General features: G+C 59.7%; 15 protein-coding genes. 10 read left to right on the top strand and 5 right to left on the bottom strand.

Annotation, left to right across the window (positions count from 1 at the left end; all coding sequences use genetic code 11):
- Positions 1-19 precede the first annotated feature (19 nt).
- A complete protein-coding gene (locus tag ACYQ15_RS01935) occupies positions 20-1789 on the bottom strand; it encodes an N-acetylglutaminylglutamine amidotransferase (protein WP_459935847.1) in 1770 nt (589 codons plus the stop codon).
- A 722-nt stretch (positions 1790-2511) separates the two neighbouring features.
- Here ACYQ15_RS01935 and ftsY point away from each other — a divergent pair.
- Positions 2512-3957 carry a signal recognition particle-docking protein FtsY gene (gene ftsY, locus ACYQ15_RS01930; protein ID WP_459935846.1) on the top strand — a complete coding sequence of 482 codons (1446 nt, stop codon included), beginning with the start codon at positions 2512-2514 and terminating at the stop codon, positions 3955-3957.
- A 208-nt stretch (positions 3958-4165) separates the two neighbouring features.
- Here the strand turns inward: ftsY and ACYQ15_RS01925 are convergent, their stop codons facing one another.
- The gene (locus tag ACYQ15_RS01925; protein ID WP_459935845.1) at positions 4166-7996 is read right to left on the bottom strand and encodes a PAS domain S-box protein; all 3831 of its coding nucleotides are present in this window, start codon (positions 7994-7996) and stop codon (positions 4166-4168) included.
- Positions 7997-8278: 282 nt separating this feature from the next.
- On the opposite strand from ACYQ15_RS01925, the gene ACYQ15_RS01920 reads away from it, so the two are divergent.
- From ACYQ15_RS01920 to crcB, 5 genes are all read left to right on the top strand, one after another.
- Complete coding sequence (locus ACYQ15_RS01920; RefSeq protein WP_459935844.1) at positions 8279-9316, top strand: FIST signal transduction protein; 1038 nt, start codon at positions 8279-8281, stop codon at positions 9314-9316.
- Positions 9232-9408 carry a hypothetical protein gene (locus tag ACYQ15_RS01915; RefSeq protein WP_459939537.1) on the top strand — a complete coding sequence of 59 codons (177 nt, stop codon included), beginning with the start codon at positions 9232-9234 and terminating at the stop codon, positions 9406-9408. The genes ACYQ15_RS01920 and ACYQ15_RS01915 overlap by 85 nt, the downstream gene beginning before the upstream one ends.
- Entirely contained in the window at positions 9401-12772 is a 3372-nt protein-coding gene (locus ACYQ15_RS01910; RefSeq protein WP_459935843.1) for a response regulator, read from the top strand. The genes ACYQ15_RS01915 and ACYQ15_RS01910 overlap by 8 nt, the downstream gene beginning before the upstream one ends.
- A gap of 25 nt (positions 12773-12797) precedes the next feature.
- Positions 12798-13796 carry an HD domain-containing phosphohydrolase gene (locus ACYQ15_RS01905; protein WP_459935842.1) on the top strand — a complete coding sequence of 333 codons (999 nt, stop codon included), beginning with the start codon at positions 12798-12800 and terminating at the stop codon, positions 13794-13796.
- A 78-nt stretch (positions 13797-13874) separates the two neighbouring features.
- Positions 13875-14273, top strand: coding sequence for a fluoride efflux transporter CrcB (gene crcB, locus ACYQ15_RS01900; RefSeq protein WP_459935841.1), 399 nt, complete (start codon positions 13875-13877; stop codon positions 14271-14273).
- Between the two features lie 36 nt (positions 14274-14309).
- Here the strand turns inward: crcB and ACYQ15_RS01895 are convergent, their stop codons facing one another.
- The gene (locus tag ACYQ15_RS01895) at positions 14310-14720 is read right to left on the bottom strand and encodes a putative toxin-antitoxin system toxin component, PIN family (RefSeq protein WP_459935840.1); all 411 of its coding nucleotides are present in this window, start codon (positions 14718-14720) and stop codon (positions 14310-14312) included.
- Entirely contained in the window at positions 14717-14947 is a 231-nt protein-coding gene (locus ACYQ15_RS01890) for an AbrB/MazE/SpoVT family DNA-binding domain-containing protein (RefSeq protein WP_459935839.1), read from the bottom strand. Before ACYQ15_RS01890 ends, ACYQ15_RS01895 begins: the two co-directional genes overlap by 4 nt.
- A gap of 181 nt (positions 14948-15128) precedes the next feature.
- Here ACYQ15_RS01890 and ACYQ15_RS01885 point away from each other — a divergent pair, with 181 nt between their 5' ends.
- From ACYQ15_RS01885 to ACYQ15_RS01870, 4 genes are all read left to right on the top strand, one after another.
- On the top strand, positions 15129-15770 hold the full coding sequence (locus ACYQ15_RS01885; protein ID WP_459935838.1) for a TetR/AcrR family transcriptional regulator: 642 nt from the start codon (positions 15129-15131) through the stop codon (positions 15768-15770).
- Entirely contained in the window at positions 15758-17152 is a 1395-nt protein-coding gene (locus tag ACYQ15_RS01880; RefSeq protein ID WP_459935837.1) for an efflux transporter outer membrane subunit, read from the top strand. Before ACYQ15_RS01885 ends, ACYQ15_RS01880 begins: the two co-directional genes overlap by 13 nt.
- Positions 17153-17225: 73 nt before the next feature.
- Positions 17226-18419, top strand: a complete 1194-nt coding sequence (locus tag ACYQ15_RS01875) for an efflux RND transporter periplasmic adaptor subunit (protein WP_459935836.1) — start codon at positions 17226-17228, stop codon at positions 18417-18419.
- A complete protein-coding gene (locus tag ACYQ15_RS01870; protein WP_459935835.1) occupies positions 18416-21553 on the top strand; it encodes an efflux RND transporter permease subunit in 3138 nt (1045 codons plus the stop codon). Before ACYQ15_RS01875 ends, ACYQ15_RS01870 begins: the two co-directional genes overlap by 4 nt.
- 341 nt (positions 21554-21894) lie before the next feature.
- Here the strand turns inward: ACYQ15_RS01870 and ACYQ15_RS01865 are convergent, their stop codons facing one another.
- Positions 21895-22905 carry an Rpn family recombination-promoting nuclease/putative transposase gene (locus ACYQ15_RS01865; RefSeq protein WP_459935834.1) on the bottom strand — a complete coding sequence of 337 codons (1011 nt, stop codon included), beginning with the start codon at positions 22903-22905 and terminating at the stop codon, positions 21895-21897.
- Between the last annotated feature and the right edge of the window lie 287 nt (positions 22906-23192).

The following is a 23192-nucleotide window of genomic DNA, read 5'->3' as shown; positions in this document are numbered from 1 at the left end:
GGAGTTCCTCCTCTCCGAATCATTGAATTCCATGCTCTTGCAGCCACAGTTCCAGGACGGCCACCTGCCAGAGCTTGGAACCGCCCAGCGGGGTGATGTGCTTCTCCGGTGCACGCAACAGATCCGCCAGATATTCCTCGCGGACAATGCCCCGGCTTCGGGCTTCGGGACGTTGCAGGACTTCGACCACGAAATCCAGAAACGGCCCTTGCAGATATTTCAAGGCCGGGACGGGAAAATATCCCTTGGGGCGATCAATCACCTCATGGGGGATGATGGACCGAGCGGCTTCCTTGAGGATGTACTTCCCGCCTTCGCGGACCTTCAGTTCCGCGGGCACTCGGGCGGCCAGTTCCACCAGTTCATGGTCCAGAAACGGCACCCGGGCCTCCAATCCCCAGGCCATGGTCATGTTGTCCACCCGCTTCACCGGATCATCCACCAGCATCACCAGGGCGTCCATGCGCAAGGCCTTGTCGATGGCCCTGTCCGCGCCGGGCTTGTCGAACTGGGTCCGCAGATACTCCAGGCTGTAATCGTCCCGGCACCATCGTTCCCCCACCAGTTTGGAATAATCCGCATGGTCTCGGTCACAGAACAGTCGCGCATAATCCGAAACGGCGTCGCGACTGTCCAGCAGGGGCGGATACCAGTGATATCCGGCAAAAACCTCATCCGCGCCCTGGCCGCTCTGCACCACCTTGACATGCTTGGCGACTTCCCGGGAAAGCAAATAGAATCCGATATTGTCATGGCTGACCATGGGTTCGGACATGGCCCGAACGCAGTTCAGCATATTGTCCAAGGTTTCCCGGGAGGAGACGGTAATCTTGTGATGCCTGGTGCCGAAACGCTTGGCCACAATATCCGAATACATGAACTCGTCGCCGGATTCTCCACCCACGGACTCGAAACCGATGGAAAAGGTCTCCAAGTCCCGCACTCCGGCCTCGGCCAGCAGCCCCACCACCAGGCTGGAATCCAGCCCGCCGGAAAGCAGCACACCCACCGGCACGTCCGCCACCATGCGGCGATCCACGGCCTTGCGCAGTGCGGCCAGCACTTCATCGCGCCATTGGGCTTCGTCCTTGTCCGGCTCGAGGCTTTGATACTCGGGTTGCCAGTAGCAACGTTGCCGGCTCGCCCCATCCGCCTCGATACGCATCAAGGTTGCCGGAGGAAGCTTGCGCACGCCCTGGAGCAGGGTATGGGGAGCCGGCACCACGGCATGAAATGAAAAGTAGTGGTGCAAGGCAACCGGGTCCAGATCCGTATTGATCTTTCCGGTGGCCAGCAATGCCGGCAGGCTGGAGGCAAACAACAGACCGCCCGGAACGTCGGCCAGATACAACGGCTTGATGCCCAGCCGATCCCGGCCCAACAGTACGGCCCCGGAATCACGCTCCCACACGGCAAAGGCAAACATGCCCATGAATCGTTGTACGCAGTCCTCGCCCCATGCGTGATACGCCTTGAGCAGCACTTCGGTATCGCCGGAAGAAAAAAACCGGTACCCCTTGCTTTCCAGTTCCCGACGCAGTTCCTTGTAGTTGTAGACGATTCCATTGAACACGCAGGCCAGCCCCAGTTCCGAATCAACCATGGGTTGCTGCGACGCATCGCTCAAATCGATGATTTTCAGTCTTCTATGGCCAAGAGCCAGACCTTTCTGGACGAATATGCCGCTTCCGTCCGGCCCGCGGGCAGCCATTGCCACGGTCATCTTCTGAACATTGTCTGATGTTGCCTGTTGCCGATCAAATCGTAACTCTCCACAAATACCGCACATTGGTTGGAATCTCCTTTAACACGTCAGAAATTCATATGGATTTTCATGTATCAACATGATCTTGCAACAATCCAAATCACAATTTGACCAAAAACAGTAAAATTATTGAAACAATATTATATCGAGATACAGTCGACAAGGACACGGTTTTGAAAAAATGCATTTCAGACAACACCGTATACCGATGAATCAATTATCATTATAATTATATACATTTCCATGTATTGTCAAATTAGTATGACCACATTCAAACATGAATGGGACTCGCCGGTTCCGATTGAAACCTCCCCCTGGATCCATCCACCTTCATCCCTGAGCCATTGATTCATCCGTCAAGCCACGGTAGAAACATTTTTTCGACCGCCTTGAACCCTCCTGACCGATCCTCGATTCCGTCGGGACGGCATGAAAAACAAGGTCCATTCCCGAATGGCGGGAAGCCAAGCCATGATTTTCGCAAGTAAATAAAAACGTAACTACTCAGTTCATCCAAGAAAAATCGGACTGGATAGCGATAGCGCCGGCCTTCGCCGGTATGACTGAACTTGGAAAGGACGTGGTATGATACACCATTCCGGCGAAAGCCGGAATCCAGCTCTGACGAGTGATCACAGAGTATGTGCTGAATAGGTACATGAAAACCTCTCCCTCTCTGAAGCTGAGGAGTTACGTTCACGTAAGCATTTTTTCCGGATCCAAATAAACAACCCAAAGGAAGTCGCATGGGCTTTTTTTCCAAAGTCAAAAAATGGTGGTCCACAAAGGACGACGAGCAGCAGGTCCAGAAAGCGGACGAGATCGAACCGGGAGTTCCCCCGACCGAGGAGCCGGCCCCGGCCAAGCCCGCCGAGGAAGCCCCGCCTGCCGAAATTCCGCCCAGTGCTGCTCCAGAGGAACTGGTCCAGCCGCAACCGCTGGACCAGCCCAAAGAACAGCCCAAAGACCAGCCGCAAGCCCCTCCCCAGGATCAGCCTGAATGGCAATCCCGGGTCATGCTGGCACTGCAAGGCGCCGAACCGAAGTTGAGCGTCTGGCTGGAACATACCCTGTCCGGGGTGGACACCATTGGCGACGAATTGTGGGACCGATTGCGCTTTCTATTCCATGCGTTGCAGGCGCCTGCCGATGAGGCCGAGGAGTTCATCGCCAAGTTTCGAACCTGGCTGGAGGACATGGGCTACGAGCAGGTCGCTGAATTTCGTTCCGAGTTGCAGTACCGGCTGGCTCTGGCCCTGGACCTGGAGGATGAGGAGGACGAGCGGGATCGCCTCTTCCTGAAGCTGTCCGAGGGCTTGAACAAGACCCGGGAACAGCTCACCATGCGCATCGATGCGCTGCTGTCCGCGCACCGCAAGTTCGACGATCCTTTCTGGGAAGAATTGGAAGAAGTGCTGATCATGGCCGACGTGGGCCATCAGTCCGCGGGCAAGCTCCTGGACCGGCTCAAGGCCAGGGTGCGCAAGGAAAAGATCGAGGAACCCGAAGCATTCCGTGAAATGCTGCGTCAGGAACTGGCGGCTATTTTTCCGGAGCCGAAATCCGTCGCCGTGCCTCAGGGGCCGGAAATCGTTCTCGTTGTGGGCGTGAACGGCGTGGGCAAGACCACGACCATTGCCAAGCTGGCCCATCGGGCCCAGATGCAGGGCCGCAAGGTTCTCGTGGCTGCCGGGGACACCTTCCGGGCCGCGGCCATTGAGCAGCTGGGCATCTGGGCCAAACGGACCGGCGCGGATTTCTTCACCAAGGGCGAAGGCGCGGACCCGGCCGCCGTGGCCTACGAAGCCGTGGATGCAGCTCTGAAGGGCGGCCACGACGTGGTTTTTCTGGATACCGCGGGTCGGCTGCACACCAAGGTCGACCTGATGGACGAACTGCGCAAGATCAAACGGGTTCTGGGCAAGAAACTGCCCGGAGCGCCCCACCGCTGCCTGCTGGTGCTGGACGCCACCACGGGCCAGAATGCCCTGTCGCAGACCAAGCTCTTCAATGAGGCGGTCACGGTGGATGAAATCATCCTGACCAAGCTGGATGGAACGTCCAAGGGCGGCATCGTCGTGGCCATCGCCCTGGAACACAATATGCCCATCAGCTTCATCGGCCTGGGTGAGAAAATGGAGGACCTGCGCCCCTTCAGCGGCGAAGACTTCGCCAAGGCCCTGGTCAACTGAGGCAGGCAGCCGTGACCACGGGATGTCACGCGAATGCCTATAGTGCGGCACGTTGGGTTCGCCGCACCCCAGTGCGACAAGTTGGGGATTTTTGAGTTACTTATGATGTACCGAGTCCATACCGTGCCGCACTGGGGTGCGGCGGTCCCAGGCTGCGTCCATAACGGTCGCTGGTGCGGCGGTACCAGGTTGCGTTCAGGCGCAGGACTCAACCTGTTATCTGGGCCGCGAAGCTCTGCACGGCTTCCAGATTTCGTTCCAGTTGCGGCAGCAGTTCACGCAGGGTGGTCAGGTCGCCGTTCCTGCCGGCTTGTTCCATTTTTGCGGCAATAGCGGCCAGATCCGTACAGCTGCAGTTCAGCGCCGCTCCCTTGACGCCATGGGCTTCCCTGCCGGCCTCATGCGCGTTTCCATCATCCAGATATGCCCTGATGGCCTTGATTCTCTCGGAAGTATTGTCAATCAGGACGTTCAGCAGAACCTCGATCAAGCTCTCGTCATCCATGACCCGTTCCAGAAGCTCCGCCATGTTGCAGACCTGGGAAACATCTCCTGAGGATGATGAATCCGGCGCCGCGGCTCCGGATTCCGGCTCCCCGGCCCGCCCCCCCAGCCAGCGATTCATTTTTTCCACTAACGCCTCGATGCGCAAAGGTTTTGTCAGGTAATCGTCCATCCCTGCCGCCAAAAATCGTTCCCGATCCCCCTTCACGGCATGGGCGGTCAGGGCGATGATCGGCATTCCGGAATGCTCGAGTCTCCTGATCTCCCCGGTCGCTTCCATCCCGTCCATGACCGGCATTTCGATGTCCATCAACACCAGGTCGTACCGCTGCTTCCGTACAGCGGCGACCGCCTCCCGCCCGTTCACGGCGGTGTCCGGAGCAATGCCGATTTTCTGAAGCATCTTCCGGGCCACCAACTGATTGACGCGATTGTCTTCCACCAGGAGCACCCGTGCGTCCAGAGGAATGCGAAATCGCTCATGGACCGGCTCCGAAGCGAGGAGGGACGCGGCGGCATTGCCCTCCCCCAGGACCATAAACCCGACCCTGAACCAGAATGTGGAGCCTTGGCCCACCGTGCTCTGCACACCGATTTCACCGCCCATCATCTCCACCAGCCGCCTGGATATGGCCAGGCCAAGGCCGGTTCCGCCAAACCGGCGGGTCGTGGAGGCATCCACCTGATGAAACAGACTGAACAGGCTGTCCTTCATGTCTTCAGGTATGCCGATGCCCGTATCCCGCATCGAAAATCGCAGGAATACAGTCTCAGGGTCTTCCTGGGAAGCCGTTTCTGTCCGGCAGGTTGAAACGTATTCCCGTTCAACGCTGATCTCCACTGCGCCGAGTTCGGTGAACTTGACCGCATTGCCTCCCAGATTCAGAAGAATCTGCCGCAGCCGGAGAGGGTCGCCGCAAAGGTGGACGGGTACATCGGCATCGACCTTCCAGTCCAGCTTCAAGTTTTTGCTCTGGGCGGTCACGGCGAGAATACGCACGGTCTCCTCGAGAACGTTCCGCAGATCAAACGGGGCTTCTTCCAACTCAAGCTTGTCCGCCTCAATTTTGGAAAAATCGAGAATGTCGTTGATCAGGCTGAGCAGGGCTTCTCCGCTGGACCGAATCAACTGGGCGTATCCTCTCTGCTCTTCATCCAGACAGGTGTCCATGAGCAACTCGGTCATACCCACCACGCCGTTCATGGGGGTCCGGATTTCATGGCTCATGGTCGCCAGAAAGCGGCTTTTGGCTATATTGGCCCGCTCCGCGTCTCTTCGGGCGGCATGCAGCTCGGCCTCTCGATGCCGGCGGCGGTGAACGTTGACCAGCAGTTCAGCCAGGACCATGAACAGTTTGATCTCCGTGGTCGTCCAATCCCGAACCCGCACCACCGAGTCAAACCCCAGAAAGCCGATGCACTCCTGACCGGTGAGCAGCGGCAGTGTCAGGACGGAGAGAATGCCCTGGTCCAGCAGGTAGCCGCGCAGCGGGTCATTCTCTGGAAGATCTGGAACACTGTTGATGTAGAACGGCTCACCGGCCCTATGGCGGCGGATCTGCTCCTGGGCCGTGCTGAAGCCGACATTTTGCAGGCTGTGGATTTCCGGTTCAATATGCGGAGCGCGCCATTCATGAGTCTTGTGCATGACCTGCCGCTCAAAATCGTAGGAAAAGATGTAAACCCGGTCCGTGCGGGTGAAGTCGCCTACCCGTGCCAGGGTCTCCTGCAGTGCTTCATCCAGAAATTCCGTCGGAACATTCAGAAAGATCAGGGACAGATCCATGAGCAGATGCTGCAGGTTGATCTGATATTCGATCTGCTCACAAGCGGACACCCGCTCGCTGATGTCAACGAAAACACCTTGGTTGATTGTCTGGCCGTCTACCTCGATAATCGTGGACAGGATCTGGACCGGCTTTCTTTTTCCAAACCTGGTAATGATTTCAACTTCCACGGCATGATTGTTTCGGTCCCGAACGTTGTCCTCGAAAAGTTTTACATACTGCTTGTACCCCTCCTCCGGGTGCAGCACGGATTGGTGCAAGCCAAGCAACTCTTCGCGCCTGCGTTCGAACAGTTCCTCGGCCGCGTTGTTGCAGCGAACCAGAAAACCGTTGACGTCGGCCCAGAGGATGGCGTCCTTGTTGTTGTCGAAAATCAGCCGGAACTGGCGCTCGCTCTTGGCCAGGGCGAGTTCGGTCTTTTTTTGTTCCGTTATGTCCCGGATCACGGAGAGAATATAGGGCACGCCCTGGAGCAGAACGATTCTGCCGGAAAGCATGGTCGTCAGGAGGCGCCCGCTGTTGAACCGGTATGTGATCAGGGTGTTGTCGCAAAAACCATGCTCAAGCATATGATCAACAAATTTTTGCCGATCGTCCGGCTTCTCCCAGATACCCAGTTCCAAAGTGCTTTTGCCAAGAACCTCATTGGGCATGAAGCGACTGAGCTTGGTGAAGGCTTCATTGATCTCGATGATCACCCCGTCTTCCACCCGGGAGAGGACAACGGCATCCGGAATGGTCTGAAACAGGGTCTGGAAGCGTTCCTGAGCCTCACGCAGATCCTGTTCCATCCAATGCCGATCCGTGATGTCCATGAAGGTCAGCAGCACTCTGCTCTGCCCCTCGACATTCAGGCGTCCCGTGGCCGCCAGCAGGACCACTTCCCGACTGGTGGGGCTTCGCCGGAAAGTGGTCCGAAATTCGATCTCCTGAAAAGGAATTCCTGTCTGGAGGGTGCTGTGAATGGCGTTGTTCAGCTCGCAGATGGCGCAGGAAACCCCGAAGCCGCATCCTCTGGGATGTTCGCGGGCATTGACGCATCCGAATATTCCACCAGCCCGGATTCGCGTCAGATCTCCCATGGACATGCTCAGAAAGTCGCGCATGGCCTTGTTGGCAAAAAGCACCCGCTGCTGTTCGTCCAGGACGCACAGCAGTGCCGGCGTGCCGTCGAATACAGCCATGACTTCCTCGCCGTAGGTCGACAAGACGTCGCCGTGGGTTTCGCGACCGGATTCTTCCGCGATGCAGATCCTGGCCATGGGGAGCGAGGCTGCCGTCATTTCAGTGGACATGGAAATCCTGGCCCGGAAAGCGGATCCATCGCCGCGGACCAGACATGCTTCAAGCGTCTGCGGTTTTTTTTGGGTGAAAAGACACCGCAGCGTCTCCATGAACCTGGACCTGTCGGCGCTGTCAATGTGGTTGAGCAGTGAAAGGTCTTGCGCTTTGGAGTGGTCGCAGGCCAGTATCCTTACGGCGGCGGGATTGGCTTCTCGGACCAGTCCGTCCTCGGTCACAAGCAGGCTTCCCAGAGGCAGCAGCTCATGATGGTCCGAAATGTGTCGCCGAATGCTCTTCAGTTCCTCACGCGCCTGATGCAACTCCCGGGACAGCTGCTCGAGCTGCGCATGATGCGAAGGGTTGGCATCGAGTTCCTCTGCCGGAACACCACTTGAAGTGTCTTCCGATGCATTGAATCCCGCTGCGGGCGATCCCGACGCTGTATTTGAAGAAGTATCAGCCATGAGCTGGCAACATTTTGGATGGTTGCGACCAATAAGGGTTGCTGTGACGTACGCGATGCCACATTGCCGGCAAATGGATCTGAACAAGCGTTTAAATCCGGTTGCGGTAATTCTCAAAGGACATTACGTAAAGGTCGAGTATGTGGCAAGGATTTATCGCCATGCGTCATATTACCAGCACATCATGATTCTGATTCCATCCGGAGCATGGGCCCGCAGGGATTGGACTCCGGATCCTCGTTGAGCCATGCTGCAAGGAGATCACCTCTAAAGGAGCGAAACATGCAAGTCCACTTTCTGCAGGATCCTGATTCCGAGTCCCTGGGCAGGCTGATCCGGCAGGTTTCCGAACAGGATCAAATCCGATCCCTGCTGATCCTGGCCTGTGATGCCGACGACCTGAAGGCTGAACAGCTCGACCCGTTCTTACGCGATGTTCCCTTGCCGCTTTTTGGCGGAATATTTCCCCAAATCCTTCACGGAAGCCGGAAACTGGAGCGAGGCGCCCTGGTGGTCGGCCTGCGCGCACCTGTGGTCAGTGGGGTCATCACCGGCTTGAGCGATCCCAATGCGGACTTTACCGCCCAAATTCAGAACCTCTTTGGCGACCGGCATCTCACCGACAAGACCATGTTCGTCTTCGTGGACGGCCTGAGCACGCGGATCACGGATCTCGTCGACGCCCTGTTCAACAACCTGGGACTGCTGCCCAACTACATCGGCGGCGGCGCGGGCTCCTTGAGCTTCCGGCAGTCGCCCTGCCTTTTCACCAACCAGGGGCTGCTTCAGGATGCCGTGGTGCTGGCTTTGGCCGATTCAACCAGCTCCATCGGCGTGGCCCATGGCTGGACCCCGATCAGCGAAGCCTTCAAGGTCACCCAGTCCGAGCGAAACACCGTGATCAGCCTGAACTGGCGTCCCGCTTTCGAAGTGTACCGCGAAGTCGTGGAGGCGCATTCCGGACGATCCTTTGCCGAAGAGTCCTTTTTCGACCTGGCGAAATCGTATCCCCTGGGCATCGCCAAGCTGGATGCGGAAATGATCGTCCGCGATCCGATCATCCTGGACGAAACCCGTATTGTCTGTGTCGGCGAGGTGGCCGAAGGCAGCCATGCGCATATTCTGAGCGGAAACATCGACTCCCTGGTGGCCGGCGCGGCCCGGGCACGAGATCTGGCCGAAGAAGGCCTGCCCCCCCCCCCCGGGCGGATGGATTCATGCTGTTTATCGATTGCATTTCCCGCGTCCTTTTCCTGGAGCACAATTTTGACAAGGAACTGGCCGCGGTGGAGCGGGAGATGCCGCTTGTCGGCGCCCTGACCCTTGGCGAAATAGCCAATACTGGGGATGCGTACCTGGAATTCTACAACAAGACTTCCGTTGTCGGCATTCTTCATGATCGACATGAGTGACGACCTTCGCCGCCAGATCCTCCTGGAAATCGCCTTGTCCATCAGCGGCGAACTGGAGCTCCAATCGCTGCTAGGCAAGTGTCTGCCCCTGTTTTTGCGCAAGCTGAATTGTACGGCAGCCGCGGTTGTTCGTTTTACGGACCAGGACCCCGTGCTTTGCAAAGCCTTGCCGGCAACTCTGATCCGGGGGCGAGAATGGTCCTGCATTGTAAACCAGCTTTGCGCTTCAGCCGAAAACACTGATGCCGACTACACCGTCCAGCACGGCGGAAACCTTTCCTGCTTCGGTTTTATTCTTCCCGACTTCGGCATGCTGATTCTCGCGCGCCCAACTCCCTTCGACCCGATCTTTTTAAAGGATTTCCAGCCACTGACCGAGATGCTGGCCCGGGCCTGCCAAGCCTGCCTGGAGGTGGAGCGACGTCAGGCCGTGGAGCGGGAACTCGCCCAGGTCCAGGCCAGTCAGCGAGCCCTGCTGGACAATCTGCCGTTTCTGGCCTGGATGAAAGACGATCAGGGTTGCTACACGGCCGTGAACAAGGCATTTTCCGATGCCACAGGAATCCGGGTCGAAGAGGTGATCGGCAAAACCACCCACGACGTCTGGCCGCGGGCCAAGGCGGACATTTTTCACGCGGACGACGCAAAGATCCTGCGCGATGCACTACCGGTGGAGGGACGAGATCAGGATATCGCATCAGATGGAACCGTCCGCTGGTTTGAATACTCGAAGCGGCCCATCATGGACAATTCCGACGCGGTTTGCGGTACAACCGGCTTTCGCTGGGAGATCACGGACCGGGTGCAAGCCGAACAGGCACTGGAACGCCGCCGGGCTTTTCAACGGGTTGTCATGGATCTGGCCATCGGCTTCGTCAATACGCCCCTGGAGGAGTTGGACAAGAGCATCAACAACGCCCTGGACATGATCGGTCGGTTCGCCGAGGTGGACCGGGCCTATCTCTTTCGCTACGACTTCACGAAAGCGATGATGCACAATACCCACGAATGGTGCGCCTTGGGCATCAACGCGGAAATCAGCAACCTTCAAAACATTCCCAACTCTCTGGTCCCGGAATGGGTCCAGGCCCACGTTCGGGGGGAAACCATTCACATTCCCCGTGTCGCCACGATTGAGAATCACGACCTGCGCCGTCTCCTGGAGTCCCAGGGCGTGCGGACCCTGATCACTTTGCCCCTGATCCAGGGAAGCGTCTGCTACGGATTTGTCGGCTTTGACGCTGTCCGGGAAGAAAAAGTCTGGAGTGATGAAGAGATCTCCCTGCTCAAAATTCTGGCTGAACTCTTTGCCAATGCCGAAGGGCGACGTATCCACGAACAGCATTTGATTGAGGCCAAGGCCATGGCCGAAGCCGCCAGCATGGCCAAAAGCGAATTTCTGGCCAACATGAGCCATGAAATCCGCACCCCGCTGCACGGCGTGGTCAGCATGATCGGCCTGCTCCAGGGGACGAAGTTGACGTCGAATCAGGCCGAATTCCTGAGCATGGCCGAATCTTCGGCGGAATCGCTGCTATCGGTGATCAACGACATCCTGGATTTCTCCAAGATCGAGGCCGGCAAACTCGAACTCAGTCCCCGCCTCTTCAACCTGGAGGAGGAGGTCTATCGGCTGGCCGGCCTAGTCTCGGCCAAGGCTCGGGAAAAGGAGCTTGAACTGCTGGTCCGCTACGATCCCAAGGCCCCGCGGTTTGTCATGGCGGACAACCTGCGGCTGCGCCAGATCCTCTCCAACCTGCTGACCAATGCCCTGAAATTCACTGAGAAAGGCCATGTTCTGCTCAACGTGGAGCTGCTGTTCCGGGAGTCAAAGCAGGTGGGTCTGCAGTTTCTTGTCGAGGATACGGGCATAGGAATACCCGAGCATCGCCTGAACCAGATCTTCGAAAAATTCACCCAGGTGGACGGCTCCACCAGCCGCAAATACGGTGGCACGGGCCTGGGACTGGCCATCAGCCAACAACTGGTGACCATGATGGGCGGCACCATCACGGTGGGCAGCACCGTGGGCCGCGGGTCGCGCTTCTTTTTCGAACTGGTTCTGCCCTGGAACGAAGCCGCCGAAGGAGCCGGTTCGCTGGTCAGCCTGCAAGAGTACCGGGCGCTGATCGTGGATGACAAGGCCATCAACCGGCGCATTTTTTCCGAATACCTGCACTCCTGGGGTGTGAACCACGATTCCGCGGAAAGCGGTCCCGATGCTCTGCGCATGTTGGAACAGGTGCATGATGGAATTCGACGCCCATACGATTTCGTGCTTCTGGATCATGCCATGCCGGGCATGAGCGGTCTCAAGCTCGCTGAAATCTTGCGCAAGGATCCCCGCTGGAAGCATGTTCGCTTGATAATGCTGACATCCATGTGGGGCTTGGTCGACATGAACGAAAACAGGACTTTCGGTCTGAGCGCGTTCCTTCCCAAGCCGGTTGCCGCGAGCGATCTTTACAACACCATCCGGGACTGTCTGCTGACGGACTCCGGGGTAGGGGCAGAAACCTGTTCTGAGTCGATCACCGATGAATCGGAACATGCGCATGAACAGGAAAGCCGCCCGGAGCTGCCCCTGATCCAGGTACTGCTGGTGGATGATCATCCCATCAACCGTAAATCCGCGTCCATGCTCCTCCAGGCTCAGGGATGCGCGGTGACCACTGCGCGGAACGGCCTGGAAGCCATTGATCTGCTGCACGATAAAAATTTTGATATCGTCTTCATGGACGTTCAGATGCCCGTCATGGACGGATTGGAAACAACGCAGGCCATTCGAAACATGGGCGGCCGATATCGGAATTTGCCCATCATCGCCCTGACGGCCAACGCCATGGATGGCGACCGACAACGCTGTCTGAGTGCCGGAATGACCGATTATCTTCCCAAACCACTACCCAGGGACGCCCTGGGGCAGATCCTGATCCGGCATCGTCCAAGCCAGGCCGGCACGGCACCGGAACTCTCCCCGTTGCCCCCGGAAGGCCCCGTACTGAATATCACGGAACTGCTGACGCATTACGATGACGATCCGGCCATTGCCCGGGAAATGCTCTTGGATTTCCTGGCGGATGCCCCCTCGGACATCAGGGCCATCGCCGAAAGCGTCCAAGAGCGGGACCCACAGGCCGAACAGGCGGCGCACAGGTTCAAGGGCCCCTGCGCCTACATTGGCGCTGAACGCCTCCAAAGGCTTTGCTCAATGATCATCGAGGCAGTCCGGCTCGGGCAGTGGAATACGGCCGACCATCTAGCCAGCGTGCTTCAGGAGTCCTGGGAATCCTTCGCCACGGAGAGCAGAGCCTGGCTGAACGCTGCTTCCAAAGAAGGACATGCGTTGGCCATGCAACCCTGAAAGCCGCCAATGAAGGACGCCACGTATGAAAGTGCTGATTGCCGATGATGAAAAACTGAGCCGCAAGACGCTGGGCTTCTATGTGGAAAAACTGGGACACGAGGTGCTTTTGGCCGAGAACGGCACCCAGGCCTTGCAAATCTGGAAGGACCAGTCCCCGAAAATCGTGCTCACGGACTGGAACATGCCCGTAATGGACGGCGCTGAACTCTGCCGCAGAATCCGTCACGATGAAGGCGATGACTACACCTATGTCATCATGATCACCTCCCGCGGAAACAGCTCCGACCTGGTAGCGGGTTTCGAGGCCGGGGTGGACGACTACCTCACCAAGCCGGTGCGCCGGGATGAACTCTTTGTTCGCCTCAAGGCCGGGGAACGGATTTTTTCTCTCCAGGACAAGGACATGGTCATCTTTGCTTTGGCCAAGCTGGCCGAAACCAGGGATCCGGAAACAGGCTATCATCTGGAACGCATCCAGGGTTATTGCCGGATTCTGGCCGAGGCCCTGATTGGCGACAGCGCGAATTTTCCCGAAGTGAACCGCCATTTCATCGAAACCATCCATGCCACCAGTCCTCTGCACGACGTGGGCAAGGTGGGCATCCCGGATCGTATCCTGCTCAAGCCGGATCGACTGACGGATGAAGAGTTCCAAATCATGAAGACCCACACGACCATCGGCTATGAAACCCTGCACAGCGCATATCGCAAGAATCCCAAGGCGGCCTACCTGCGCATGTCCGCGGAAATTGCCAGGGCGCACCATGAACACTGGAACGGCAACGGCTATCCCGATGGGCTGAAAGGGGAAGCAATCCCGCTTTCAGCCAGAATTCTCGCCGTGGCCGACGTCTACGACGCCCTGATCTCCAAACGGATTTACAAGTCGGCCTTCACCCATGATACCGCGCGTACGATCATCATCGACGGCCGCGGCACCCATTTCGATCCGAGAATCGTGGAAGCATTTCTGGCCAAGGAAGACGATATTCTCGCCGTGGCCCGTAGATTTCAGGAGTAATCGAGGCTTCCCGAATGTTCTATGTTCGCCTCTTTGGACGGCCATACACAGGATCTGAATTAACAATGGTTGTAAATCATGCTCTTCCGCTTCCCTGAAGCCCTGAAAGTCATCCTGCTCATCGCCCTGTGCGGGGCATTGGGAGCATTGGCCAGGTACTGGCTTTCCCTGGCCGTGTACACGCTCATGGGTCGTGATTTTCCCTGGGGAACATCCGCGGTCAACATCCTGGGCTGTTTTCTTTTCGGTCTGGTCTGGGTTCTGTCCGAGGAACGGGGATTGATCCCCCTGCAACTGCGGTTCATTCTTCTTGTTGGATTCATGGGCTCCTTCACGACGTTTTCGACGTACATCTTTGAAAGCAACGTCCTGCTGGAACAAGCCCAATGGTTCAAGCTCGGCCTGAACCTGCTCTCCCAGAACATCCTCGGCCTCGCCGCCCTGTACCTCGGCTTTCTGGCCGGCCGGGGTTGGTGACTCACCTGCTATCGTCGTCCTTTCCCCCCGGCGCAATCATTCCTGATCCGGGAACTGCTGGAGCAGGTCTGCAAGGGAGATGACGGGAACAGGTGTGCGGACGCAGTCCAGAAGGTGCGGGTCTCCGGAAACGATCAGCTTGGCTTTGCCTTGCGACGCGCACCAGATGAACTTGTCGTCTTCGGGATCGTTCGGAATGAACCTTTCACCCGGAGTGACAACCAGCGGCTTGAACCATGGCAGGATTTCATGATCCAGGAGATGGCGGATCTCTGACCTGGCGAGCTGGAACTTGGGATAGGCCAGGACACGGAGGTATTCCGACACGATTGCCTCCGAAACCAGTGGATGGATAGCTTCGGATTTCCAGAGTCCGATGATGCGCCCGGCTTTTCCGCCAAAAAGCAAAGCGGATACAAGAACGTTGGTATCTACGACGATCTTCACGTTTTTTCCCGAGCCCAGCGCACGGCATCGTCGACAGAATCCTCGGTAATACCAAGTTGTCGCATCTTGGCACGAATTGATTCGGTGGAAATCCCGGAAACATGAACCGGCTCCAGAACGACCACGCCATCCCGAAGAGCTACATTAAAATATTCAGTTGGCGGCAGGTGTTTCATGATGTCCTTGGGAATCGTGACTTGGTTTTTTGAGGTCAGTTTCGCAAGCATGTTCGTCTCCTAAGCAAATCTTTCAAATATCTGTGTAAGAAATTCTTACTTCCTTTCTTGCTTTTTTCAAGTCATGGATCAACGGCGTCAGAAGGTTGAACTACGGAGCGGACGCATTGCCATTTTATTCATACGTATGTATGAAAACTTTGCACCCGCAACCAGCTGCAAGGACCAATCAATGAATACGAGCACCGCGGACCGCATTCTGGATACCGCCGAACGTCTGTTCGCCGAAGACGGCTACCATGCCACCTCCTTGCGCAGATTAACCGGCGAGGCCGGGGTGAATCTGGGGGCGGTCAACTACCATTTCACCTCCAAGCACGGCCTGATGGAGGCGGTGATCCAGCGGCGGCTGTCCGCGCTCAACGAGCAGCGCCTGGGAATGCTGGAAACGGTTCTGGACGAAGCCGATACCCAAAACCGGCGTCCAGCGGCTCGGGAGATCCTGCGGGCCTTTCTCGAACCGACCCTGCGCCTGCTGGAGGAGGATTCCGGCAACTCCCACTTCATCATGCTCATCGGCCGCGTGTTTTATGAATCCGACGACACGGTGCGCAAACTGTTCCTGAAGGCCATGTCCCCGGTCATCAATCGTTTTTTCGAGGCCCTGTGCCGGGCCCTTCCGGAAATTTCCAAACCGGTCCTCCTGCGGCGACTGCTGTTCACCCTTGGGGCCATGGGCAGCACCCTGAGCCTCACGGGTCGAAAGGCGGACTTCACGTTTCCGGGCACGCCCCTTGACTGGGACGCCGAACACCTTCACCACCAACTGCTTTCCTTTGCCGCGGCCGGCATGGAGGCCCCGTGTTCGGCATAACTCCCCTTCCGCTGTTCCTCTCATTGCTCCTGGCCTCGTTGCTGGCCCTGACCGGGTGCGCCGCCCATGCCCCCCGGGCCGTACAGCCACCGCCGAACATGCCCGGCGTGTTTGCCGGAGACGTGGTGACCGACTCGGCTGCCCTTCCCGGTGCACACCACTGGTGGAACGTCTTTGAGGACGACCGGCTCGACGACCTGATGCAGGAAATGTTCGCCGCCAACCTGGATCTCCGGGCCGCGGCCGCGCGGCTGGAACGCTCCCAGGCCGCGGCGGACGTTGCGGGTGCGGGGCGTTCCCCGACCCTGAACCTGGATGCATCCGGCGGCAGGCAGCGCCAGGTCCTGCCCATGGGGGCCCAAACCGATGACGCCTACCGTCTCAGCGCGGCCGCGGCCTATGAACTCGATCTCTGGGGCAGGCTGTCCGCCACGGAGCAGGCGGCAACGGCGGATGCGGCGGCCGCTGCCGAGGACCTGCGCGCCCTGCGGGTCAGCATCAGCGCGGCCCTGGCGGACCTGTACCACCTGGCCGCCGAGGCCCAGGCCCAGCTGGAGTTGAACGACCGGGCCGCGAAACACGCCGCCCACTCCCTGGAACTGACCCGCAATCGCTACCAGGAGGGACTCGTCCCCCTGCTGGACGTCCACCAGGCCCAGCAGAACCTGGCCCGGATCAGGGCCCAGCGTCCGACCCACGAAGCCCGGCTGATCCAGGCTCGCAACGCCCTGGACGTTCTCCTGGGCCGCTATCCAGGCGAGCAACCATCCATATCCATCCCTGCCCTGCCCCCTCCCCCGGAAGTCTTCGCCGCGGGCCTGCCTTCGGAGCTTCTGGCGGCACGGCCCGACATCCGCGCGTCTCTGCTCCGGTTGCAGGCCGCTGACGCCCGGGTGGCCGCGGCCGTGGCCGACCGCTTCCCCTCCTTTTCCCTCACGGCGGTATACGGCGGCGCCAGCACGGATCTGGGGGCGCTGCTGGCCTCGGGAAACATCTTCTGGAACCTGCTCCTCAACGCGGCCCAGCCACTCCTGGACGGCGGCCGCCGCAAGGCCCAGGTCCGGGTTTCCGAAGCCGAGTTCCAGGAACTGCTGGCCCGTTACCATCAGACCGTGCTCCAGGCTTTCGCCGAAGTGGAGGACGCCCTGGCCGCCAACGAGTCCACGGCCCGGCGCATCCTGCTGCTGGAGGACCAGCGCGCCGCCGCCCAGCGCACCCTGGACACGGCCCTGTGGCGATACCAGTACGGCCTGAACGACTACCTCCCCGTACTCCAGGCCCAGACTACGCTCACCGACACCGAATCCGCCCTGCTCACGGCCCGCCGCCAGATCCTGACCGACCGCGTCCAGCTGGCTCGGGCGTTGGGCGGAGCCTTATAATTCCCATGGGACTCATAGGACCTATAGGACCTATAGGACCATATTCAAATCAACGACCCCGCGAGGTCCAGCCATGACCATCCGTACCATCCTGAAAATCATTCTTCCCCTGCTCATCCTGGCCGTTGCCGTACTCATCGCGGGCCGACTCATCGCCGGTCGGCCCCAGCCGGAGCCCGTGGCCCGCGAGATCCCGGCCGTGCTGGTGGAGACCATGACCGCCACCCGCGAGGACAGGACCATCATTGTCCGGGCCACGGGCACGGTGCAGGCCGCCCGGGAATCCTCCATCGTGCCCCAGGTGGCCGGCCGGGTGGTCTGGGTTGCCGAGGAATTCACGGCCGGAGGCTTCTTCCGTCAGGATGATCCCATGCTGGCCCTGGAGGAGGACGACTACAGCCTGGTTCTGGAACGCTCCGAGGCCGATGTGGTTCGAGCCGAGGTGGAGCTGACCAAGGTCGAGGGCGCGGGTCGGGTGGCCAGGCAGGAATGGGAGCGTTTCGGGCCGGACCTGGGCGGCGACGCTTTCCCGCCCGGCCAGGAACCCAACCCTCTGGTGTTGTATGAACCGCAGCTGCGCCAGGCCCAGGCCTCGGTACAGGCCGCCCGGGCAGCTCGGGACCAGGCCCGGCTGAACCTGGAACGAACCAAAATCACCGCTCCGTACAACTGCCGCATCCGCTCGGAAAATGCGGCTCTGGGCCAGTTCGTGCCGTCGGGCGCGCCCGTGGCCATGGTCGCGGACACGGACAGCGTGGAGATCCGCCTGCCGGTACGGGTGGAGGATCTGGACTGGCTGCGGGTTCCCGGCGCCAGGGCCGCGATCCGGATGCCGGACCGGCCGGAGCAGGTCTGGCACGGTCACGTGGTCCGCTCTCTGGGAGAAGTGGACCCGCACACCAGAATGGCCGCCCTGGTCGTCTCCGTGGCCGATCCCTACGGTCTGGAACCTTCCGAAGACCTGCCTCAGCCCAAGGACGCACCACGTTCGCACCTGACTCCGGGACTTTTCGTGGAAGTGGATCTGGAAGGGGGCGAGCTTCCCGGCGTGGTGGTCATCCCCCGACGTGCCTTGCGGGAGCAGTCCACGGTCTGGCTGGCTGAAAACGGCACCCTGCGCATCAATGAGGTCAGGGTGGGCCGGGCCCAGGGTGAAGAGCTCTTCATTCTGGCCGGAATCGAGCCGGGCCAGAGGATCATCCTGACCTCGCTCACCGGCGTGGGCGAGGGCATGCCTGTCCGCACCGCAAACGAGAACCGTCCATGAACGCCATGATCCGCTGGATGGCCCACCACGGGGTGGCCGCCAACCTCCTGATGCTCGTGTTCATGGTCGGCGGGCTGATGGTCGGTTTGAACATCAAGCAGGAGGTCTTTCCAGAGATCGCCCTGGACAAGGTCCAGGTCAGCGTGATCTACCCCGGCGCCGCGCCTGCCGAGGTGGAGGAAGGCGTGCTCCTGATCATCGAGGAAAACGTCAGCGGCCTGGAGGGCATCAAGAAAATAACCTCCCAGGCCGTGGAAGGCCGGGGCACGGTCACGGTGGAACTGCTGCCCGGGGTGGATCCGGACGTGGCCCTGCAGGACGTCAAGGCCGAAGTGGACCGCATCGACACCCTGCCCGAGGAGGCCGAAAAACCGGTCATCGCCAAGATGGTCAACCGGGTGGAGGTCATCTCCCTGGTGGTTTACGGTCAGGTTTCCGAACGCAGTCTGCGCGAGACCGCGGAGATGGTCCGCGACGAGCTCCTGGTCCTGCCCGGCATCACCCAGGCCGAACTCGGCGGCGTGCGGCCCCATGAGATCGCCATCGAGATCACCGAGGAGAACCTGCGCCGCTTCGGCCTGACCCTGGACACCGTGGCCCAGCGGGTGCGCCTTGCGGCACTGGACCTGCCCGGCGGGGAAATCCGCACCCAGGGCGGCGAGATCCTGCTGCGCCTCACGGAGCGCCGCCATTACGGCCCCGACTTCGAGGACATCGTCATCCTGCGCACGCCGGAAGGGGCCCAGGTCCGCCTGGGCGACGTGGCCACAATCCGCGACGGCTTCGAGCAAACCGACGAATCCGCTTTCTTCGACGGTCTGCCCGCGGCCATGGTCACCATCTACCGGGTGGGGGACCAGAAGCCCGGGGAGATCGCCCGGTCCGTCCTGGAGTACGTGGCCGCCAAGGGGCCGACCCTGCCCCCGACCATCCACCTGTCCACCTGGAACGACACCTCGGAACTGCTGCAAAGCCGCATCGACCTGCTCCTGAAAAACGCCCTGCTCGGCTTGTCTCTTGTCTTCCTGGGCCTGAGCCTGTTTTTGGCCATGCGTCTGGCCCTGCTGGTGATGCTCTGCATCCCGGTGGCCTTCCTGGGCGCACTGTTTCTCATGCCCGCTCTGGGCGTGAGCATCAACATGATCTCCCTCTTCGCCTTCATCCTGGCCCTGGGCATTGTTGTGGACAATGCCATCGTGGTCGGGGAAAACGCCTTCGGCCACCACGCCCGCGGTCTGCCCCCGGATCAGGCCGCGATCCAGGGCGCCTCGGAAGTGGCCGGACCGATCATCTTTTCCGCCCTGACAACGGTGGCCGCGTTCCTGCCCCTGCTCTTCGTGGCCGGCACCATGGGCAAGTTCATCGGCGCCGTTCCCCTGGTGGTCATTCCGGTGCTGACCATCTCCCTGATCCAGTCCCTGTTCATTCTGCCCGCGCATCTGCGCAAGGGCCTGGCCCGGCAGCGAAAGCGGGAGTACTTTCTCAAGCGGCTGCAGAACCGCTTCGGCGCCGGGCTGGAGCGGATCGTCGCCGGTCCCTATTCCCGGCTGCTGACCCTGGCTCTGGAATTTCGCTACGCCACCGTGGCCCTGGCTCTGGCCGCCCTGATCCTCAGCGTCGGACTGGTGGGCGGGGGCAAGGTCATGTTCCGGTTCATGCCCCAGGTAGAGGCCGACGTGATTACCGCCACCCTGCAGATGCCCCACGGCACCCCTGTGGAGCAGACCGCGCTGGTGGTGGAGCACCTGGTGCGCCAGGCCGGTCTGGCCGTGGCCGAATTCGACCGGGATCTGCCGGAAGGCCGGACCGTGATGCGCCATGTCTACGCCCTGGTGGGCGCGCACCAGATCCCGGGCGGCGGTCCCCAGGGCGCAAGCAGGATCAGCGGCGGGCACCTGGCCAACGTGGCCCTGCAGCTCAAGCCGGGAGAGGAGCGGGACGCGTCTTCGGACGCCGTGGCCCGGCGCTGGCGGGAACTGACCGGGGACGTAGCCGGCGTGGAGTCGCTGACCTTCAAGGCCGACCTGATGCGCTTCGGCGCGAACATCGACGTGCAGCTCTCCCATGCCGACTTCGACGTGCTCATCCCGGCCGCCCAGCGCCTGAAGGCGGCCCTGGCCGATTATCCTGGCGTGAGCGACATCGCGGACAACCATGCCGCGGGCAAGGAGGAGATCACCATTCGGCTGCGTCCCGAGGCCGCCACCCTGGGCCTGACCGAGGCGGATCTGGGCCGGCGCGTGCGCGCCGCGTTCCATGGAGCCGAGGCCCTGCGTCTGCAGCGCGGGCGCAACGAGGTCAAGGTCATGGTCCGCTATCCCGAGGACCGGCGGGTTTCCCTGGCGGATCTGGAGGAGCTGCGCATAATCGCTCCCGGTGGCATTGAACTGCCCCTGGACATGGCCGCCCACCTGCAGCGGGATCGGGGCTACAGCGCCATCAACCGCACGGACCGCAAACGGGTGATCAACGTCACGGCCACGGTGGACGCCCGGACCGGCAACGTCCAGGACATTCTCCAGGATCTGCGCCGGACCGTGCTCGCGGATCTGAGCGCGGATCATCCCGGCCTGGGCTTCGACCTGGAAGGCGAGGAGCGCGAACGCCGGGAATCCTTCGCCAGCATGGGCCAGGGCTTCCTGATGGCCCTGTTTATGATCTACGCCTTGCTGGCCATCCCCTTCCGCAGCTATTCCCAGCCGCTGATCGTCATGGCCGCCATTCCCTTCGGCATCGTCGGGGCAATCTGGGGGCACATGATCATGGGCATCAACCTGAGCATGCTCAGCCTTTTCGGCATCGTGGCCCTGTCCGGGGTGGTGGTGAACAGCTCCTTGCTGCTTATCGACTTCATCAATTCCGGCCGCCGCTCCGGCATGGCCGTGCGCGACGCGGTCCTGGCCTCGGGCCGGCGCCGCTTCCGGCCCATCCTGCTCACCTCGCTGACCACCTTCTTCGGCCTGATGCCCATGATCCTGGAACGCAGCGTCCAGGCCCAGTTCCTGATCCCCATGGCCGTCAGTCTGGGCTTCGGCGTCCTCTTCGCCACCGGCATCACCCTGCTGCTCATCCCGGCCCTGTACATGGTCCTGGAGGACTGGCGCGGGATGCTGGGGCTGACCGATCAGACGTGACCAAATTTTCCTGATGGAGTAGGGAAAAAAACCTCGATTCAGTACACACGAGCCCCATCACTGCCAATTTGCGCGCAAATTACCAATCCAGAATGAGGATCTTCATTTGACATCCTCCGGAGAAAAACTGGGTTACAGGCATATCCCTCGCAGGAAACTTGTTGAAGGGAATGCCTGTCTCGATCGGTTCGCGAAAAGGTATCTGCTCAAAAACTTGTAACAATCAACAGGGTAAATCCTGGGAGTGCCACACCCCAATTATTACTTTTTTTTAACCGCCATGGATTCGCATTTTCGAGGAGGCGCTAACATCTGATTTCCTTCTTGTCCGAATCTTTCCCCTATCGCATCTCCCCCGTCGTCTTAGACGAACTTACAGACTTCAATAAATGCGGCGGGATATCAATAGGTTCGTTGTTCCAAATTCTGTGTACGGATTGGATATCCAAACCGGTGAGTCGGGCGATGAGATCGTCGGAAACGCCCTGTTCCTTGGCATTGTGAACCAGGTCAAGCAGTGCTGAATAACGGCCCTCCTTCAGGCCCTCTTTCCGGCCTTCTATCTGTCCCTTTTCAATCCCAATCCGCTCAACACTTGTAATATATGGCATCTTTTTCTCCTCCTCGATTTTGCTGTATTCGGTCCAGAACTCTTTCTCCGCCGACTCGGGCAGGCGGATCATCCAGTCGATGATCCGGAAGAGCTGCAGGATGGTTTCGCGGGTATAGCCCCGGTCGTACATCAACCGGATCAGATGCAGCTTCCAGGCCCGGAGTTCATCAGTATTCTTGATGGTCTTGGCCTTGATCTGGGCCATGACCACCAGGGAGAAGACGTTGTCGCTGTTTTCCAGTTCTTCCCAACGGTCCTTCCAGTCCAAAAGCTTGACCATCGGGAAGCGGAAGTCAAGCTCGCAGCCCCAGCGTTGGCGTTGGTAGGATGAGGGCCGGAAGGACGGGGATGCGTCCGCCAGGACGCCCAGGCTGACCACGTCCACCTTGTGCTTGTCAAAGATGCGGTAGTTATAGACGTACATGCGCAGGGAGAAGTCCTGGTCCGGATCGCCTTGGACCTCCAGGTGGATCAGGACGAAAATGGCCCTATTGTCCTTGGTCCAGACCCGGACCAGCTTGTCCGCATAGCGTCGGCCCAGTTGGGAGTCCTGGGTAATCTGTTGCAGCTCGGTATCCAGGAACTCCGGGGGACGGCTCCAGTCCACTTCCCGGTGGATATGCGGGAAGAGCAGGGCCAGGAAGTCGCCGAAGCGCTGTTCCAGGATTTCCTTCCAGGGGCTGTCATGGTCCTGGTTTGGCGTGTCCAGGGAATCCGAGTTGGTGGTTGCATCGATCATGGTTGCGCTGCTTTGAGGTCGTGTTGATGATGGAGAAAAGGGCTGACCGGCGGTTGGGAACTACCGCTTTACCCTTGCGCAGTACGCCGCCCCCCCCTACTTCAGGCCACTCTTGAGGTTGCAAGATGACCTACGTTTATTCGTAACACACGGGGAAATCGATTAACAGCCAAGCAGGGACGGTACATATCTCCACGTGCCCCCAGGGTCGATCTTTCTAGAAATTGCTCTGCCTGTACTCCTGGAACGGCAATCGCCAGGTTGGTGGTTCGGTGTCATAATCACTG

The organism is Desulfonatronum parangueonense (genome assembly GCF_054656975.1).
This window is presented reverse-complemented; position numbering and strand designations above follow the sequence as displayed.

What these genes read in the sequence shown, in the direction of transcription:
- crcB (WP_459935841.1), top strand. Translation starts at nt 13,875, where the DNA reads ATGCTCTTCCGCTTCCCTGAAGCCCTGAAAGTCATCCTGCTCATCGCC.
- ftsY (WP_459935846.1), top strand. Translation starts at nt 2,512, where the DNA reads ATGGGCTTTTTTTCCAAAGTCAAAAAATGGTGGTCCACAAAGGACGAC.
- ACYQ15_RS01925 (WP_459935845.1), bottom strand. Translation starts at nt 7,996, where the DNA reads ATGGCTGATACTTCTTCAAATACAGCGTCGGGATCGCCCGCAGCGGGA.
- ACYQ15_RS01905 (WP_459935842.1), top strand. Translation starts at nt 12,798, where the DNA reads ATGAAAGTGCTGATTGCCGATGATGAAAAACTGAGCCGCAAGACGCTG.
- ACYQ15_RS01885 (WP_459935838.1), top strand. Translation starts at nt 15,129, where the DNA reads ATGAATACGAGCACCGCGGACCGCATTCTGGATACCGCCGAACGTCTG.
- ACYQ15_RS01935 (WP_459935847.1), bottom strand. Translation starts at nt 1,789, where the DNA reads ATGTGCGGTATTTGTGGAGAGTTACGATTTGATCGGCAACAGGCAACA.
- ACYQ15_RS01865 (WP_459935834.1), bottom strand. Translation starts at nt 22,905, where the DNA reads ATGATCGATGCAACCACCAACTCGGATTCCCTGGACACGCCAAACCAG.
- ACYQ15_RS01890 (WP_459935839.1), bottom strand. Translation starts at nt 14,947, where the DNA reads ATGCTTGCGAAACTGACCTCAAAAAACCAAGTCACGATTCCCAAGGAC.
- ACYQ15_RS01910 (WP_459935843.1), top strand. Translation starts at nt 9,401, where the DNA reads ATGAGTGACGACCTTCGCCGCCAGATCCTCCTGGAAATCGCCTTGTCC.
- ACYQ15_RS01875 (WP_459935836.1), top strand. Translation starts at nt 17,226, where the DNA reads ATGACCATCCGTACCATCCTGAAAATCATTCTTCCCCTGCTCATCCTG.
- ACYQ15_RS01870 (WP_459935835.1), top strand. Translation starts at nt 18,416, where the DNA reads ATGAACGCCATGATCCGCTGGATGGCCCACCACGGGGTGGCCGCCAAC.
- ACYQ15_RS01920 (WP_459935844.1), top strand. Translation starts at nt 8,279, where the DNA reads ATGCAAGTCCACTTTCTGCAGGATCCTGATTCCGAGTCCCTGGGCAGG.